We start from the raw sequence: 16,116 nt of genomic DNA on the forward strand, positions 1-16,116 counted from the left end.
ATTCGGGGGTGATTCGAAAAACTGTGCGGGATTCCGCACAGCGCCGTCGAGAGATGTGCGGGATTTCGCACATGTGCGCTAGAGGCCGAACTTCGTGTTTTAGACTTAGGTTGTAATGCTCTGTTGTAAAACGATAAATCTTGACACCGCAAAGTCTGTTACAAATTGTTGTTTCGTCGTGAAGCAGTCGGTTCACTGCCGTCCATACGGTGCCGAGATGGGGCCGATGAGACAATTCGAGGAAGTCTGGGAGGAAAACAGATGAAATTCCTAACAACAGCAGCCACAGCGCTGGCTTTGACGGTAACGGCGACGGCGGGCATGGCTGCGTGTGACGACGGTGAGATCGTCGTAAAGTTCGCGCACGTGACAAACACCGACAAGCACCCCAAGGGCATCGCTGCCTCGCTGCTGGAACAGCGCGTCAATGACGAGATGCAGGGCGTCATGTGCATGGAGGTCTATCCTAACTCGACGCTCTACAATGATGACAAGGTTCTTGAGGCGATGCTTCAGGGCGACGTTCAGCTGGCCGCGCCTTCGTTGTCGAAGTTCGAGAAGTTCACCAAGCAGTTCCGCCTGTTTGACCTGCCGTTCATGTTCAAGAACATTGACGCAGTGGATGCCTTCCAGGCCTCGGATGCCGGTCAGGCAATGAAGGACAGCATGCAGCGTCGCGGTTTGCAGGGGCTGGCGTTCTGGCACAATGGCATGAAGCAGATGTCGGCGAACAAGCCGCTGGAAACTCCGGCTGATGCAGATGGTCTGAAGTTCCGCGTACAGTCCTCGGACGTGCTGGTTGCGCAGATGGAAGCTATCGGTGGCAGCCCGCAGAAAATGGCGTTCTCGGAAGTCTACGGCGCGCTGCAACAGGGTGTTGTCGATGGGCAGGAGAACACCTGGTCCAACATCTACGGCAAGAAGTTCTTCGAGGTGCAGGACGGTATCACCGAGACCAACCACGGTATCATCGACTATCTGGTCGTGACCTCGGTGGACTGGCTGGACAGCCTCGACCCCGAAGTGCGTGATCAATTCCTGACCATTCTGGCTGAGGTCACCGAGACCCGTAACAAAGAGGCCTTTGCCGTGAACGAAGCTGCCAAAGCCTCGATCACCGAAGCGGGTGGCATCATTCGTCAGCTGACGCCCGAACAGCGTCAGGCCTGGGTCGACACAATGAAGCCGGTTTGGGACCAGTTCGCGGATGACGTCGGTCAGGACAAGATCGACGCCGCTCAGGCCATTAACGCTGGGTTCTGACCCCGGTTCAGGCCGCGCGCTGGGGACTGGGGAGTAATCTGCGCGCAGGCCGGGCGGGCCAAACAAAGGCCCGCCCCAACACTCTCATCATCATAAAAAATGTGGGGACAGATAGATGTCTGGTGCGAAATCCGGCCCGGCTGGGCTGGTCGACCATATCGAAGAAACCCTGATCGCGGTGCTACTTGGCCTGATGACGGCCGTGACCTTTGCCAACGTGATCGCGCGGTTCTTCTTCAACTCGAATATCCTGTGGGCGCTTGAGCTGACGGTCTTCCTGTTTGGATGGCTGGTGCTTTTGGGGGCGTCTTACGCCGTCAAGAAACACGCCCATCTGGGTGTGGATGCGATCCTGAACATGCTGGCCCCTGCGCCGCGTCGAATTCTGGCGCTGATCTCGGCGGCCTGTTGTCTAGCGTTTTCGCTGCTGTTGCTGAAGGGGTCCTATGATTATTGGGCTGTCTTCGCTGATCTGCCGCCAACCTCTGGGCGCTGGTTTCCCACGGGTCTGAATTTTGACGCGCGCAGTCAGAGCTTTTACGAAGTTGACGATATCCCGATGATCGCGCCTTTCCGCTTTCTCGAGGACTTGATCAACTACGGCGAATATTACGAAAAGCTGCCCAAAGTTGTTCCTTACTTCATCCTACCGCTGTCGATGTTGCTGCTGGTGATCCGCTTTGCGCAGGTCGCTGTGCAGATCTGGCGTGGTGAAGCGGATCGTCTGGTCGCCAGTCACGAGGTTGAGGACGAGATCGAAGAGGTTCGTGCGCAGCAAGGAGAGCATGACTAATGGACGTTGTACTTCTATTTTCCATGGTCATCGGCCTGCTGCTGATCGGGGTTCCGATTGCGGTGGCACTTGGCCTCAGCTCGACCCTATTCCTGCTGATCTATTCAGACAGCTCACTAGCTTCGGTTGCAGGCACGCTGTTTGAGGCGTTCGAGGGGCACTTTACCCTTCTGGCGATCCCGTTCTTTATCCTCGCCTCGTCCTTCATGACGACCGGAGGGGTGGCACGGCGGATCATCCGATTCTCGATTGCCTGTGTGGGGCACCTTCCGGGTGGCCTGGCGATTGCGGGCGTGTTTGCCTGTATGCTCTTCGCGGCGCTTTCGGGGTCTTCTCCTGCAACAGTTGTGGCCATCGGCTCAATCGTCATCGCAGGGATGCGTCAGGTTGGCTATTCCAAGGAATTTGCCGCTGGTGTGATCTGTAACGCCGGTACGCTGGGTATCCTGATCCCGCCGTCGATTGTGATGGTTGTCTATGCGGCCGCCGTTGAGGTCTCGGTCGGGCGTATGTTCCTTGCGGGGGTCATCCCTGGCCTGATGGCTGGTTTGATGTTGATGATCACCATTTACGTCATGGCCAAGGTCAAGAACCTGCCCAAGGGCGATTGGAAGGGCTGGGGTGAGATCTTTGTCTCCGCCCGTGAAGCCGGTTGGGGCCTGTTCCTGATCGTGATCATCCTCGGTGGTATCTATGGGGGCATCTTCACCCCGACGGAGGCTGCTGCAGTGGCGGCTGTCTATGCCTTCTTTATCGCGAGCTTTGTCTACAAGGATATGGGGCCGCTCAGCACCGAGGAAGGCACGCAGAACCTGTCGCTGCTGAAAAAGCCCTATGCGTTGCTCACGGCTTTCTTCCACCCTGATACCAAGCACACGCTGTTCGAGGCCGGCAAGCTAACCGTCACGCTGTTGTTCGTGATCGCCAACGCGCTGATCCTCAAGCACGTGCTGACGGATGAGCAAGTGCCGCAACATATCGCCAGCGCCATGCTGTCCGCAGGGCTGGGTCCGGTGACCTTCCTGATCGTGGTGAACGTGATTTTGCTGATCGGCGGTCAGTTCATGGAGCCTTCGGGCCTGCTGGTGATCGTGGCGCCTCTGGTGTTCCCAATTGCGATCGAGTTGGGCATCGATCCGATCCATCTGGGCATCATCATGGTCGTCAACATGGAGATCGGGATGATCACACCTCCGGTCGGGCTGAACCTGTTCGTGACCTCGGGCGTAGCCGGGATGCCGATGATGGGCGTTGTGAAGGCCGCGCTGCCGTTCCTGGCTGTGCTGTTCGTCTTCCTGATCATGGTGACGTATATCCCGTGGATATCCACCTTCCTGCCCAACACCTTCATGGGGCCGGAAATCATAACCAACTAGGGGTGATAAACGAGTGTGAACCGGGCGAGTTTTCTCGCCCGGTTTTTTCGTGCCTTGAAGATGGGTCGCGAATGCTTAGCTATAGCGTCAGAGGACGACCTCCCCACAAAGGGTGATCATTCGGGACGACCCGAATATCCGAAAGGGGTCCTTGATGTCCTGGATTTTTCTTCTATTTGCCGGCCTACTGGAAATTGTTTGGGCCGTTGCCATGAAGCAATCGGCCGGTTTCACGCGGCTGTGGCCCACGGCTGTGATGGGCGTGTCGATGATCGGGTCCTTCGCGTTGCTGGCGCTTGCGATGCGGACCCTGCCTCTGGGAACGGCCTATGTGATCTGGACGGGAATTGGCGCGGTGGGCGCGTTTCTTGTTGGCACCATGTTTCTGGGTGAAGCCGTGACCGCCACGCGTATATGCGCAGCGGTTCTGATTGTCGCGGGCCTAATCACGATGAAACTGGCCTGAAGGCCCTCAGGCGGTTTCCAGCGCTTCAACGATGCCCGAGAAATCGGCCGCTTTCAGGCTGGCTCCACCTACCAGCGCGCCGTCCACATTGGATACGCCGAAAATCTCGGCCGCGTTGGACGGTTTAACCGAACCACCATAGAGCAGACGCACCGAGCGCCCGACTCCCTCGCCAAAGCGACGTTCAAGCCGGGCGCGGATGAAGTCATGGACCTCGCCGATCTCGTCCAATGTCGGAACCTTGCCGGTACCGATGGCCCAGATCGGCTCATAGGCGACAATCAGGTTCTCACCGGTGGAGCGGTCCGGGATCGACCCCGACATCTGACCTCCGATGATGTCCAGCGTGTTGGCGGCCTCGCGCTGCTCAAGGCTTTCGCCGACGCAGATGATCGCCTGGAGGCCAGCCTCCATCACGGCGTTGGCCTTGGCGCGCACATCTTCGTTCTGCTCGCCATGGTCCTCGCGCCGTTCGGAATGGCCCAGGATCACGGCCGTAGCTCCGGCGTCTTTCAGCATCTCGGCGCTGGTATCGCCGGTATGCGCGCCCGAGGGTGCGGAGTGGCAATCCTGTCCACCGACGGCAACGCCCGTGCCTTGGGTGCGTTCCGCGGCCCGGTGCAACAGCGTTGCAGGCGGACAGATCAGCACATCGACGCTGGGCGAGGGGTGCTTCGCGGCGAGCGCGTCCAACTCGCTCAGCGCCGCGCTGGTTCCGTTCATTTTCCAGTTTCCAGCCGCCAGTTTGCGCCGCATCTCCGCGTCTCCCTTGTCGCTATCTTTAGGTTTTTCCATGCGATATCACCCTTGGTCCGGCCTTACAATTCCGGTTGCAGTTCCGGTGTTGGAAAGGCAGGGTCCGCGCAGCGAATCCGAGGGCGCCATGATCGACAAACTCAACCTTGAAAAATTGGACAATCAGGACATTGATGAGCTTGCCAGATTGCTGCGGGCCGTCGGGCAAGTGGGGTTTCTGACCGTCGGCAACACCGGGCTTGGCGCTGAGCGGGTTCAGGACGTCATCGAGGCCTACCGCGCCTTTTTCCATTTGCCTGTGCAGGCGAAGAAGTCGGTCGATATGGCGTCAACTGGCTCGAACCGGGGTTGGGGCGCGCCGAAATCCGAACAGGTCGATCCAAACGCAAATCCCGATTTCAAGGAAGTGTTCGATTGCGGCTTTGAGCTGCCGCCGGAAAACCCTTATCGCGCTGAGAATCTCAGCGTCTATGCCCCTAACCTTTGGCCCACGAAGCCCGAGGGGTTCCGAGAAGCTATTCAGTTCTACTACACCGACGCCTGCGATGTCGCGATGCGTGTTCTGCGCGCAATTGCGGTTGCTCTGGGGCGCGGCTCGGACAGTTTTGACGACGCTTTTGACACGCCCATGGCTTTGCTGCGCGGCAACTACTACCCGCAGCGCCCAGATTGGGCCGGAGAGAAGGATTTCGGAATCGGCGCGCATACCGACTATGGCTGCGTTACCCTTTTGGCGACCGATGGCACGGCGGGGCTTGAGGTGCGGATGCCCGATGGCAGCTGGGAAAAAGTCGAAGCCGAACCGGGCGTGTTCATCATCAACTTTGGTGAAATGCTGGAATTCTGGACCGCTGGGCGCGTCAAAGCGACCGAGCATCGGGTGGTTGGCGGCACGAATGAGAGGATCTCGGTCCCGCTGTTCTTCAACCCGTCCTACCACACGAATGTGGCCCCTCCGACGTCAGATCAGGTGATCACTGCCGGAGAGCACCTGACCCGGCGGTACAACGAGACCTACGTTCACTTGAATGCAAGTTAGGATTGCTGGGCGAGGGTTTCGTCGAATTTGATGGATTCGCCACACCCGCAGGCGTCGACCACATTGGGGTTCTTGAACTTGAACCCGGATTCCAACAGCGAAACCTCGTAGTCGATCTCGGTGCCGAACAGGAACATCTGCGCCATTGGGGCAATCATCACGCGCGCGCCGTCTTGCTCCACGACCTCGTCATGGGGATCGGCTTCATCGACGTAGTCCATGGTATATTCCATGCCGGCGCAACCACCTTTTTTCACGCCGATGCGCAGACCGGCATGGCCGCCGGATTTCATCAGGCGGGTGATCTGCTCTGCCGCTTTGGGCGTCATGGTCACGGCTTGTTTGCCGGGGATGCCGAACATCTGAGTCTCCGTCGTCGCGCGATAGATGTAATTTAGGGTCGTCTTTCAGCAGGCTCAAGTCAGAGCGCCCTTAGAAAGTGAAATTTGATACTGAATGCGCGTGCGCGTCCGTGTTGCTTTCGCATTGAGGATTGGCTTAGCCTGTTTTTGGGTGATCATAGTCACGCGGTTGGGATCAGAGACCGTTTTGGGGAGATTTATGTGAAATGAATGGGTTAGAGCATAAAGTGAAAGTATTTCTTGGGGCTTTCTTTGTTGGGGGAAGCCTTTTGGTTGTGTCAGGTCCTTCCTTTGCCGACGAAAGTCAGACACGACACCCAGTGAATTGCGCAACAGCCGAAGGTGATCTGCGCGCGATTGCGGCTGAGAAGAAACATGCTGAGGACAAGCAATTGGAAAGCGTTGCCGCTATCACTCCTGCAGGCGCATTGCTGGGTTTGGTGACGGGGACCGAGAACAAGCGATTGAAGATGCTGTCCGGCGACTACATCAAGCAGCTCGATGCGCGATCCGATGAAATCAAGGCCAAGTGCGGGGTAAGCTAGGGTTTAGAAAAGACCGCCCTCGGGCAAGGGCGGTCCGATTTCGGGGCCGGTACCATGGGGGGCGGTGTCTTCCAGTCAGGCCCATGTGCAAGTGCGTTTGGGAGTGCAAACACGTGCGCCGCATGTGTCCCGCAGTACTGTGACAGTAGCTCTACACTTTGGTAACAGAGGGGTTAACCTTTTGTGACAAAGGCTTAGCTGGGTGCTGATGCTACATAAAGCCCAATTCAAGCCGCGCTTCGTCTGACATCATCTCCATCCCCCAGGGCGGTTCCCAGGTCAGTTCGACGTCAACTTCTTTCACGCCAGCAACGGGTTCGATGGCTTCCATGATCCAGCCCGGCATGTCACCGGCGACGGGGCAGCCCGGGGCGGTCAGAGTCATGATCACCTTGACGGCGTTATCGTCCTTGATGTCGATCGTGTAGATCAGGCCCAGGTCGTAGATATTGACTGGGATTTCCGGGTCAAAGACCGTCCGGCACGCTTCGACCACCTGGTCATACAGGGGGTGTTCTATGCTCGATGGCGCAATCAAAGGTGTGCCTTCTAACTGTTCACTCGGGTGAGTCATCTTTGCCTCGGGTCAGTTGCCTGAGTGTTTATATAGGGAACAGGTCTGGCAGCGTCCAGTCGTGCAGTGACTCTTGGGCGCTGCCTATCCTTGCAGCGTTTCGGGTTAACCCGTGACACGAATACCCTGCCACGCTTTCAGCGTTCTCGGGACATTCGTGTCCCTTGGTTTTTCAGGTTAACCCGAAACGCTTTAGTCGTTGATATCATGTTCAAACGTTTTCACCTGCCCATGCGGGTGCGCGAAGGTTTTCCGCAGGGCCAGCCACGCAACCAGCGACAAAACCGCGAAGATCAGCATCAGAACCGGCAGAGAGGGCGCAAGACCCGGGATCAGAAGCAGCAGGCCAGTACCTGCTGCCCCGATGGCGAATCCGAGGAAGATGAACCCGGGCAGGACGATCTCGAGAATGCCGAGCGCTAAGGCGCCCGCCATCCAGATCCACCACGTCATCCAAAACGGGTCAGCCATCATTTGCCCCCTTTGAGCATCTTGAACGCATCGCCAAAGGCCTCGAGCGCATTGGCCGGCACGACAATCGTCTGCTTACCTGTACCATTGCCCAAAGCATTCAGCGATTCCACCTGTTTCAGAGCGACCTGGTACTGCGCCGCCTCGATGCCGTTGTCCTGAATGGCTTTGGCAACAACGCCGGTTGCGTAGGCTTCGGCTTCGGCCTCAATGCGGCGGGCCTTTGCGGTTTGCTCGGCCGCGTAGAGTTCGGCGTCCGCCTGCAGCTCAACCGCGCGTTTCTGACCTTCTGCCTCAGTGACCTGAGCGCGACGCGCGCGTTCCGCGTTCAACTGCTGCAGCATCGCATCGCGGGTGGCCTGATCGAGGTTCACGTCAAGAATTTCTGCTCGAGTCACTTCGATACCCCAATCATCGACAGCGGTTTCGACGCTGGCCTGAATCTGCGCAATCAACTGCGCGCGGTTCGATTGGACTTCATCCAGGTCCATTTTACCAATTTCAGCCCGTACGATACCTGCGACTGTGGTCGCAATCGCGCCGTCTACGTCACGGATACGGTAGACGGTCTTTTCCGGCTCGAGAATGCGATAGAAGACCGAGGTGTCGATCTGCACCAACACGTTATCCTTGGTAATCGCGTCCTGCGTTGCATTGGGCAGCTGGCGCTCAAGAATGGAAATCTTGTGACGTGCAACATCCAGAAACGGAACGATAAAGTTAATCCCCGGTCCAAGGACCGAGTGCAGCCGTCCGAACCGTTCCACCACGTATTTCTCAGATTGGGGAACGATTTTGATACCTTTGAAAATGACGACCACCACCAGAATGGCGGCCAACAGGTAAATGATATTCGACGAAAGCAATCCGATGATCTGCTCTTCTGTCATAACTGTCCTCTTTTATTGTGTACTATAGTATACATTTGGGGATTGAGTCGCCCGATTTCAACTCTGGTATGGCGGGAACCGGGGTGGTTGCAAATCCAGAATACCCGAAATTTACGGCTGAACCTAAAGTCAGTGACCGCTTTGCATCTGTGAATGCTTGCGCTATCGGGTGAGGATGAAACTGATAATCGACACAGACCCCGGCATCGATGATGCAATGGCGATTGCCTACGCTGCGGCCGCACCCGAGATTGACCTGATCGGGCTAACTACCGTTTTCGGAAACACCCATGTCCATCAATCCAGCCGCAATGCGCGCTATCTGGTTGATAAACTTGGACTAGCTGTCCCTGTGGCGCAGGGTGCCCCCTTTGCTCATGGCGAGGACGACCATAGCCCATCCGAGCATGTGCATGGGCCGGAAGGCTTTGGTGATCTGACTGAAATCCCTGAGATCGGGCAAAACCACGACCTGAGCGCGGCCGCGTTTCTGGTCGAAATGGCACGCCAACATCCGGGTGAGCTTGTCGTGTGCGCGGTCGGTCCATTGACCAATATTGCGGACGCAATGGCTTTGGATCCCGAATTCGCCTCCAACCTCAAACGTCTGGTGATCATGGGCGGCGCAGTCTATTGCCCCGGCAACATCACGGAACATGCCGAAGCGAATATCTACCACGATGCCCGAGCCGCCGACGCGGTGTTCTCGGCACCGCCTGAGACTGTTCTGGTCGGTTTGGATGTGACACTGAAAACGCTCTACAAGAGCGCTGATTTCGAGGATTTGGCCCTGAGATCGCCCGATATGGGGGCATTTCTGCGCGATATCTCTCGGTTCTACCTGAAATTCTATAAAGAGATCGGAGGGTTGGAGGGCTGCGGCCTGCACGACTCGACCGCCGTCATCGCCTGTACCCATGATCATATGTTCGATTCCGTTCAGACCGGATTGAAGGTGGCAACCGAAGGCAAGGCAATCGGAGCCACAGTTCCGGATGAGACGCGCCCCCCGGTTTGGGTCTGCCGGGACGTTGACGGGGCAGGGGTTGTTGATCTGTTTACGGCCCGCGTGGCCTCTCTGCCCTGACGGGTTGCAAAGACCCGGCGGATCGGGCAAATCCTGCCCGGTTCCGCGATCCGAGATGATGACATGACCCAGCAATTTTCCTTTGACCTCAAAGCAACCGACGGCAAAGCCCGCACCGGCGTGATTAACACGCCACGCGGCGAGGTTCGTACGCCTGCGTTCATGCCGGTTGGCACTGCAGCAACGGTCAAGGCGATGATGCCCGAAAGTGTGCGCGCCACCGGGGCCGATATCCTGCTGGGCAATACCTACCACCTGATGCTGCGCCCCACGGCCGAACGGATCGACCGTTTGGGAGGGCTGCACAAGTTCATGAATTGGGAACGTCCCATCCTGACCGACTCGGGCGGTTTTCAGGTCATGTCTCTGGCAGGGTTGCGCAAACTGACCGAAAAGGGCGTGACCTTCAAATCTCATATCGACGGCTCCAAGCATGAGCTGACACCGGAACGGTCAATGGAGATTCAACGCCTTCTGGGGTCGGACGTCGTGATGTGTTTCGATGAATGCCCTTCACTGCCTGCGGACCGGAAACGTATAGCCGAGTCGATGCAGCTGTCGATGCGTTGGGCGCAGCGGTCGCGCGATGCGTTTGGGGATCGCCCCGGCCACGCGCTGTTTGGGATCATGCAAGGCGGGTTGGAACAGGACCTGCGCGAAGAAAGCGCCGAGGCACTGAAAGCGATCGGGTTCGAAGGCTACGCTATCGGCGGTCTAGCCGTTGGTGAGGGGCAGGAGGCGATGTTTGACTGCCTTGATTTTGCCCCCGATTTCCTGCCCACCGACAAGCCGCGCTACCTGATGGGCGTGGGGAAACCGGATGATATCGTAGGCGCCGTGGCGCGCGGTGTAGACATGATGGATTGCGTTTTGCCGTCCCGGTCCGGACGCACCGGTCAAGTTTTTACACGCCACGGCGTGGTGAACATCAAGAACGCGCGCCACGCCGATGATCCACGTCCGTTGGATGAAGAGTGCACATGCCCTGCCTGTTCGAACTACTCGCGCGCCTACCTGCACCATGTCTTCCGTTCGAACGAGATGATCTCGGGCATGCTGTTGACCTGGCATAACCTGCACTACTTCCAGGAAATCATGCAGGGTATGCGTGACGCGATTGCGGCTGGAACGTTTGAGGCCTGGCAAGCCAAATTCCATGCGCAACGCGTGCAGGGCGATATTGAGCCGATTTAGCAGGCACCGGCACAATTTCGGTGGATATCTTCCCGGCGCGCCTTGCGGTCAGCAGAACCTTTGGTCATGCTGCGCATTGAGACACGGTGGTGAGGTTGAAATAGGGCGGTAACAGCCCCACCTTAAACCATCCAAGACAGGAGACGGCCAGCGGTTGCCTCAAGCAGGGACCAGAGCCGTCTTGCCAATGATAAGGATAGAGCATGCAAGAGCCTCTGAATTCCTCATACCCCGTCCTGCCGCTGCGCGATATTGTGGTGTTTCCACACATGATCGTGCCGCTCTTCGTGGGCCGAGACAAATCGGTCCGCGCGCTGGAAGAGGTGATGCAGGATGATAAGCAAATTCTGTTGTCCAGCCAGATCGACCCCAGTGTCGATGATCCGGATGTGGATGGTATCTATCAGGCCGGTGTTCTGGCCAATGTGCTGCAACTGCTGAAATTGCCCGACGGCACCGTCAAGGTGCTGGTCGAAGGGCAGGCGCGTGTGCAGATTACGGAATTCCTTGAAAACGATCAGTTTTTCGAAGCCCGTGCCGAGTATCTGACCGAAATCCCCGGCGATGTCACTACGACCGAAGCGCTGCTGCGCACCGTTGCGGATGAGTTCGAGCGCTACGCCAAGGTTCGGAAGAACATCCCCGAGGAAGCCTTGGCTGCTGTGGGTGAAACCGCCGAGCCTGCCAAATTGGCCGACCTCGTGTCGGGTCATCTGGGCATTGAAGTCGAGCAAAAGCAGGAACTGCTTGAGACGCTCTCGGTTAGCGAGCGGCTCGAGAAGGTCTATGGCCTGATGCAGGGCGAAATGTCGGTTCTGCAGGTCGAGAAAAAGATCAAGACCCGCGTAAAATCCCAGATGGAGAAGACGCAGCGCGAGTATTATCTGAATGAGCAGATGAAGGCCATTCAGAAGGAGCTTGGCGATGGCGAGGACGGCTCGAACGAAGTCGCCGAGCTGGAAGAAAAGATCAACGAGACCAAGCTGTCGAAAGAGGCGCGCGAAAAGGCTGAAGGCGAGCTGAAGAAGCTGCGCAACATGAGCCCGATGTCGGCTGAGGCCACCGTCGTGCGCAACTATCTGGACTGGATCCTGTCGCTGCCGTGGGGCACCAAATCCCGCGTCAAAAAGGACCTGGGCCGCGCGCAGGACATTCTGGATGCCGATCACTATGGGCTTGAGAAGGTCAAAGAGCGGATCGTTGAGTATCTGGCGGTTCAGCAGCGCTCGAAAAAGCTGAAAGGCCCGATCCTGTGCCTTGTTGGTCCTCCGGGTGTGGGTAAGACCTCGCTGGGTAAGTCCGTTGCCAAAGCCACGGGGCGTGAGTTCATTCGCATCTCGCTGGGTGGTGTGCGCGACGAATCTGAAATTCGGGGTCACCGCCGGACTTACATTGGCTCAATGCCCGGTAAGATCATTCAGGCGCTGAAAAAGGCGAAAACCACGAACCCGCTGATCTTGTTGGATGAAATCGACAAGATGGGGCAGGATTTCCGTGGTGACCCGGCTTCGGCGATGCTTGAGGTGTTGGACCCAGAGCAGAACAGCACGTTCATGGATCACTACCTTGAGGTCGAATATGACCTGTCCAACGTGATGTTCCTGACCACGTCGAACAGCTACAACATGCCTGGGCCTCTGCTGGACCGGATGGAGATCATCCCGCTGGCCGGTTACACCGAAGAGGAAAAATCCGAGATCGCCAAACAGCACCTGATCAGCAAACAGGTCAAGAACCATGGCCTCAAAGCCAAGGAATTTGAACTGACCGATGAGGCGCTGCAGTCGATCATTCGCACCTATACCCGAGAGGCGGGCGTGCGGAACCTCGAACGTGAAATCGCCAAAGTGGCGCGGAAATCGCTGACCAAGATCATCAAGAAAGAGGCTGACTCGGTCACCGTGACGCCTGAAAATCTGGATGATTTCTTAGGAGTGCCGAAGTTCCGCTATGGGCTAGCCGAGCAGGATGATCAGGTTGGTGTCGTGACCGGTCTGGCATGGACTTCGGTTGGTGGAGACCTTCTGCATATCGAGGCACTGAAACTGCCCGGAAAAGGGCGGATGAAGACCACCGGTAAGCTGGGCGATGTGATGAAGGAATCCATCGACGCAGCCTCATCCTATGTGCGGTCGATTTCGCCTCAGATTGGGGTGAAGCCGCCTCAGTTCGACAAGATCGATATCCACGTGCACGTGCCGGATGGGGCAACGCCCAAGGATGGCCCGTCGGCTGGTTTGGCAATGGTGACTTCGATAGTCTCGGTCCTGACCGGTATCCCGGTACGCAAGGACATCGCCATGACGGGTGAGGTCTCACTGCGTGGGAATGCGATGCCGATCGGTGGTTTGAAGGAAAAACTGCTGGCGGCTCTGCGCGGTGGCATTAAGACGGTTCTGATCCCGGAAGAAAACGAAAAGGATCTGGCCGACATTCCGGACAACGTGAAGGAAGGGTTGGAGATCATCCCGGTCAAACACGTCTCGGAAGTGCTGAAACAGGCGTTGGTCGAGGAGCCCGAGCCCATCGAATGGGACGAAGCCGCAGAAGAAGCAGCGGCTGCGACAGCAAAAGCGGCTGAAAGCTCTGGGCCGTCTGCAACGGCGCACTAAGACACAATGAAAAAGGCGGGGCAGGTCCCCGCCTTTTTTGTCTATAGCCCGATAACGGGTTGTTTAGGGTCCAAAATTTCTTCTTCTTCGATGTATTTCTGAAACTTTTCGTCCGCCAAGGACGAACGGACGGCAATCATGAAGATCCCCGTCGAGAACAGAATGCAGACCAGAATATCCCAGCCGAATGGGATGATATTCAACGCTCCTTCTCCGAACTGGCCAAGTATTGAGATTACGCCGATGCCGACGAAATAGGGCATCAGCCAACGCGCTTCGGCGACATCCATCTCATCCAGATGATTGTGAAAGCGCATCAGCAACAAGATCATGCCGATGATCAACGCGATGCCCAAGCGCCAGACGGTGTCCCATCCGCTCCAATAAACGATCAGTGTGGCGATGGCGAAGGCCAGTGCGCCCACGAAGCGCACTGCGGGAATTCGGATCGAGCGTGGGTGATCTGGCATCAGCTTTCTGAGGCACACGACAGCGATCGGTCCTACAGCGAAGGACAAAACAATGGCCGCCCCGTTCAATGCGATGACCGTTGTAAACGGGACAGTAAGCAGGAACAAAACTCCGATCCCGAAATTCAGCAAAAGAGCCCAAAGGGGTACTCCAAACGAAGACAAGCGCATTATGCGATGAGGAAGAAAACCGTTCTTTGATAGGGCCATAGCGATCCGAGCATTTGATCCTGTTGCAACAAGCCCGTTGCCGAACGGTCCGATGACTGAGCCGACATTCAATACGCTTAAGAACCAGACAATGCCCACCGACATTATCACAGCATCCAGCGGCCCTTCTCCGCCGAAGTTGAGACTGGACCAGCCTTGTGCAAGGGAAGTTGGATCAAGGGCGCCGATGAATGCGATCTGTAGGGCTAAATAAATGGCCGCACACATCACGATTGAAAGGACCAGCGCGGCTGGGATGGCGAATTTCGGGTTGCGGACCTCACCTGCCATATCGACTATGTGGCGAAATCCGATGAATGAAAAGATCACGCCCCCAGTCGACACCGCAGCCATGATGCCTTGCAGTCCGTATGGCGCGAACCCGTCGGGTTGGCTGAAGTTCTGAACCTCAAACCTGTTTGCAATCAAGAGTGCTGAGAGAATGACGGGAATCGCTATCTTCGCCCAAGTTAGTGTGGCGTTGACACGTGTGAAGAATTTGACACCCAAGGCGTTGACGACAACGAACAGCAGCATGAAGGACAGAGCGACCAGCACACCTGCGCTCGTCAGATCTCCGGTCTCGGCAGCGTGCAACCACGGCGCATAGTGGGCTAAGTATTTCAACATTGCCTCAACCTCGATGGGCGCAGTGGTGTTGTAGCCGATCCAGGCCGTCCAACCCATTGCCATCGCGACGATGTTGCCATGCGAGAATTGGGGAACCCGGGCGATACCGCCGGGAATTGGCAGCATGGCCGAGATTTCAGCGAATGTGATGGCCAGAACAAACATGGCCACCGCGCCAATGATCCAGGACAGAACCGCAGCTGGTCCTGCATGTTGCACAGCCAAGAGCGGGCCGAACAGCCATCCAGAGCCTATAATGCCGCCAACGGAAATGAAGGTCAGACCCAGTAGGCCAATGTCACGCTTCAATTTGGCCATCTGCGTCAACCCTTTACACTGCGTGCATCAAGGATACGCAGGCGGCTTTTGACCTGACAAGCGTTGTCTGCAGATGGGAAAAATTGGAGGTGGTGGGTGATAAGAGATTTGAACTCCTGACATCTTCGATGTGAACGAAGCGCTCTACCACTGAGCTAATCACCCATTGCCCGGCGTCTTATCGCAGCTCATTCCCGGCTGCAAGACTTATAGGGGCAGGACCCCGGCCAGTCTGTAAGCCGGGGTCTGATGTTCTTTAGAGGCCGGGCAGCTTGTCCAGAACGCCACGGCGTCCGAAGGTTGTGCCGCGCTCGTTGCCCAGATTGATACGGACACCTGCGCCTAGGAACGGTTCGGTGCTGCTGGCGCTGCCGATAGATAGGTGGGCCGCGCCGAATTCGCCGTAAACCTGTGCGTTGGTGCCAACATTATAGGTCGCGCCAATCGAAAATGCGCTGACGTCCAAAGAACCTTCAATGTCGTTCAGGTAGTCGTATTTGCCGATCACAGTCCATTTGTCATTGACGGCCCCTCCGGCCGAGATGCCCAGGATCGCGCCATCTGCGCCAGAGGCTTCTTTCAGGTCTTGAAAGCCCAGGTACCCTTCGATCTGCGCGGGGCCTGCGCCGAAACCAGCCTCAACGCCATAGAATTGGAACGTCTCGTCTTCGATATGGTCTTGCCCGTAGAAAGCGCCGAAAGAGGCGGTTTGCGTGTGCAGGTTGGCGTGCAAGGTGACGTTTGTGCCGTTATAGTCCTCGTCCTCGAACCGGTAGCCGCCCGCATCCAGTTGCAGGCTAAACACACGGGAAAACGCCAGCTCGCCCGCGCCGTTTAGGTTGTAGACGTCGCCAAGATCGCTGTCTGTGAAGGTAGAATAGCCCAGGTCCACATATCCGCCGGTCACTTCGACGGCATATGCCGCACTGGTCAGTATAAGGCTGGTCAATGTACTGGTAGCAATGATTTTTTTCATGTTGCTGCTCCGATTTGTGTTCTTGTTGGCGCGGGTCAAAATGAGACTAAAGCGCATGAATGTCTGGTTAGTTTTAATCGTTAA

The 16,116-nt window shown here is 56.9% G+C and carries 16 protein-coding genes and 1 tRNA gene; 9 read left to right on the forward strand and 8 right to left on the reverse strand.

All coding sequences use genetic code 11. From position 1 onward, the window contains the following. Nucleotides 1-261: 261 nt before the first annotated feature. The 4 genes from ACR0J4_RS00080 to ACR0J4_RS00095 all read left to right on the forward strand — a co-directional run bounded on the left by ACR0J4_RS00080 (nt 262) and on the right by ACR0J4_RS00095 (nt 3,898). Entirely contained in the window at nt 262-1,263 is a 1,002-nt protein-coding gene (locus ACR0J4_RS00080) for a DctP family TRAP transporter solute-binding subunit (protein ID WP_170641417.1), read from the forward strand. A gap of 115 nt (nt 1,264-1,378) precedes the next feature. Further along, complete coding sequence (locus ACR0J4_RS00085) at nt 1,379-2,056, forward strand: TRAP transporter small permease (protein ID WP_170641420.1); 678 nt, start codon at nt 1,379-1,381, stop codon at nt 2,054-2,056. Beyond that, nucleotides 2,056-3,432 carry a TRAP transporter large permease gene (locus ACR0J4_RS00090; RefSeq protein WP_170549035.1) on the forward strand — a complete coding sequence of 459 codons (1,377 nt, stop codon included), beginning with the start codon at nt 2,056-2,058 and terminating at the stop codon, nt 3,430-3,432. The genes ACR0J4_RS00085 and ACR0J4_RS00090 overlap by 1 nt, the downstream gene beginning before the upstream one ends. A 154-nt stretch (nt 3,433-3,586) precedes the next feature. Further along, on the forward strand, nt 3,587-3,898 hold the full coding sequence (locus ACR0J4_RS00095; protein ID WP_170641422.1) for a DMT family transporter: 312 nt from the start codon (nt 3,587-3,589) through the stop codon (nt 3,896-3,898). A gap of 6 nt (nt 3,899-3,904) precedes the next feature. Here the strand turns inward: ACR0J4_RS00095 and tpiA are convergent, their stop codons facing one another. After that, complete coding sequence (gene tpiA / locus ACR0J4_RS00100) at nt 3,905-4,654, reverse strand: triose-phosphate isomerase (protein WP_170641976.1); 750 nt, start codon at nt 4,652-4,654, stop codon at nt 3,905-3,907. Nucleotides 4,655-4,781: 127 nt separating this feature from the next. Between tpiA and ACR0J4_RS00105 the strand changes: the two genes are divergently transcribed. Further along, entirely contained in the window at nt 4,782-5,693 is a 912-nt protein-coding gene (locus tag ACR0J4_RS00105; RefSeq protein ID WP_170641424.1) for an isopenicillin N synthase family oxygenase, read from the forward strand. On the opposite strand, the gene ACR0J4_RS00110 is transcribed toward ACR0J4_RS00105, so the two are convergent. Continuing rightward, nucleotides 5,690-6,055, reverse strand: a complete 366-nt coding sequence (locus ACR0J4_RS00110; protein WP_170467154.1) for a HesB/IscA family protein — start codon at nt 6,053-6,055, stop codon at nt 5,690-5,692. The two genes, ACR0J4_RS00105 and ACR0J4_RS00110, sit on opposite strands and share 4 nt — an antisense overlap. Before the next feature lie 320 nt (nt 6,056-6,375). Between ACR0J4_RS00110 and ACR0J4_RS00115 the strand changes: the two genes are divergently transcribed. After that, complete coding sequence (locus ACR0J4_RS00115; protein WP_480668263.1) at nt 6,376-6,600, forward strand: hypothetical protein; 225 nt, start codon at nt 6,376-6,378, stop codon at nt 6,598-6,600. A 211-nt stretch (nt 6,601-6,811) separates the two neighbouring features. Here ACR0J4_RS00115 and ACR0J4_RS00120 read toward each other — a convergent pair whose 3' ends face one another. The 3 genes from ACR0J4_RS00120 to ACR0J4_RS00130 form a co-directional block, all read right to left on the reverse strand. Then, nucleotides 6,812-7,174, reverse strand: coding sequence for an SUF system Fe-S cluster assembly protein (locus ACR0J4_RS00120; RefSeq protein WP_170458085.1), 363 nt, complete (start codon nt 7,172-7,174; stop codon nt 6,812-6,814). A gap of 192 nt (nt 7,175-7,366) precedes the next feature. Beyond that, nucleotides 7,367-7,645 carry an NfeD family protein gene (locus tag ACR0J4_RS00125; protein ID WP_170458086.1) on the reverse strand — a complete coding sequence of 93 codons (279 nt, stop codon included), beginning with the start codon at nt 7,643-7,645 and terminating at the stop codon, nt 7,367-7,369. Continuing rightward, complete coding sequence (locus tag ACR0J4_RS00130; protein ID WP_170641426.1) at nt 7,645-8,535, reverse strand: SPFH domain-containing protein; 891 nt, start codon at nt 8,533-8,535, stop codon at nt 7,645-7,647. The genes ACR0J4_RS00125 and ACR0J4_RS00130 overlap by 1 nt, the downstream gene beginning before the upstream one ends. Nucleotides 8,536-8,710: 175 nt before the next feature. Here ACR0J4_RS00130 and ACR0J4_RS00135 point away from each other — a divergent pair, with 175 nt between their 5' ends. From ACR0J4_RS00135 to lon, 3 genes are all read left to right on the forward strand, one after another. Then, the gene (locus tag ACR0J4_RS00135) at nt 8,711-9,622 is read left to right on the forward strand and encodes a nucleoside hydrolase (RefSeq protein WP_170641428.1); all 912 of its coding nucleotides are present in this window, start codon (nt 8,711-8,713) and stop codon (nt 9,620-9,622) included. Nucleotides 9,623-9,685: 63 nt separating this feature from the next. Continuing rightward, entirely contained in the window at nt 9,686-10,816 is a 1,131-nt protein-coding gene (gene tgt, locus ACR0J4_RS00140) for a tRNA guanosine(34) transglycosylase Tgt (RefSeq protein ID WP_170641430.1), read from the forward strand. Between the two features lie 203 nt (nt 10,817-11,019). Continuing rightward, nucleotides 11,020-13,428: an endopeptidase La gene (gene lon, locus ACR0J4_RS00145; protein WP_170641432.1), complete on the forward strand. Its 2,409-nt coding sequence runs from the start codon at nt 11,020-11,022 to the stop codon at nt 13,426-13,428. Between the two features lie 41 nt (nt 13,429-13,469). On the opposite strand, the gene ACR0J4_RS00150 is transcribed toward lon, so the two are convergent. The 3 genes from ACR0J4_RS00150 to ACR0J4_RS00160 all read right to left on the reverse strand — a co-directional run bounded on the left by ACR0J4_RS00150 (nt 13,470) and on the right by ACR0J4_RS00160 (nt 16,032). Continuing rightward, nucleotides 13,470-15,056 carry an APC family permease gene (locus ACR0J4_RS00150; RefSeq protein ID WP_170641434.1) on the reverse strand — a complete coding sequence of 529 codons (1,587 nt, stop codon included), beginning with the start codon at nt 15,054-15,056 and terminating at the stop codon, nt 13,470-13,472. Nucleotides 15,057-15,146: 90 nt separating this feature from the next. Then, a tRNA-Val gene (locus tag ACR0J4_RS00155) sits at nt 15,147-15,221 on the reverse strand. Nucleotides 15,222-15,312: 91 nt separating this feature from the next. Continuing rightward, entirely contained in the window at nt 15,313-16,032 is a 720-nt protein-coding gene (locus ACR0J4_RS00160) for a porin (RefSeq protein WP_170641436.1), read from the reverse strand. Between the last annotated feature and the right edge of the window lie 84 nt (nt 16,033-16,116).

The sequence above is a fragment of the Ruegeria sp. B10 genome, assembly GCF_056539825.1.